The organism is Amycolatopsis vancoresmycina, from assembly GCF_000716785.1.
In the GTDB taxonomy this organism is placed as follows: Bacteria; Actinomycetota; Actinomycetes; order Mycobacteriales; family Pseudonocardiaceae; genus Amycolatopsis; species Amycolatopsis vancoresmycina.
Genome location: NZ_JNYY01000077.1, coordinates 1 through 283, shown reverse-complemented (window position 1 = coordinate 283; position 283 = coordinate 1). Strand labels below are relative to the sequence as shown.

1 pseudogene is annotated in these 283 nt (G+C 67.1%); it reads right to left on the bottom strand.

Features of this window, described 5'->3' with window-relative positions:
- A pseudogene (locus tag OO60_RS44390) lies at positions 1–283 on the bottom strand (lipoyl synthase); the annotation flags it as partial.

Below are 283 nucleotides of genomic sequence, written 5' to 3'. Positions count from 1 at the left end.
GTTCGACTTCGTCACCAACCCGGCCTCACGCGCCGCCGTGATGACCTCCAACGACCGCGCATACCGGAACCCCGGACGAATACGCTTGAAAATCCGCGGCACCGTCTCCACGTTGTGCGCCAGCACCTCCGGCCGCGACCCGAACACCTCGGCCAGCTGCGCAGGATCCGCGTTGAAGTCCGGGATCAGCAGCTCGACACCGGTGCCGGGGTTCAACGCGTGGATCTGACGCACGGTCTCGGCGTACAGCCACGCGCCGCCGTCTTCCAGATCGTCGCGAGCG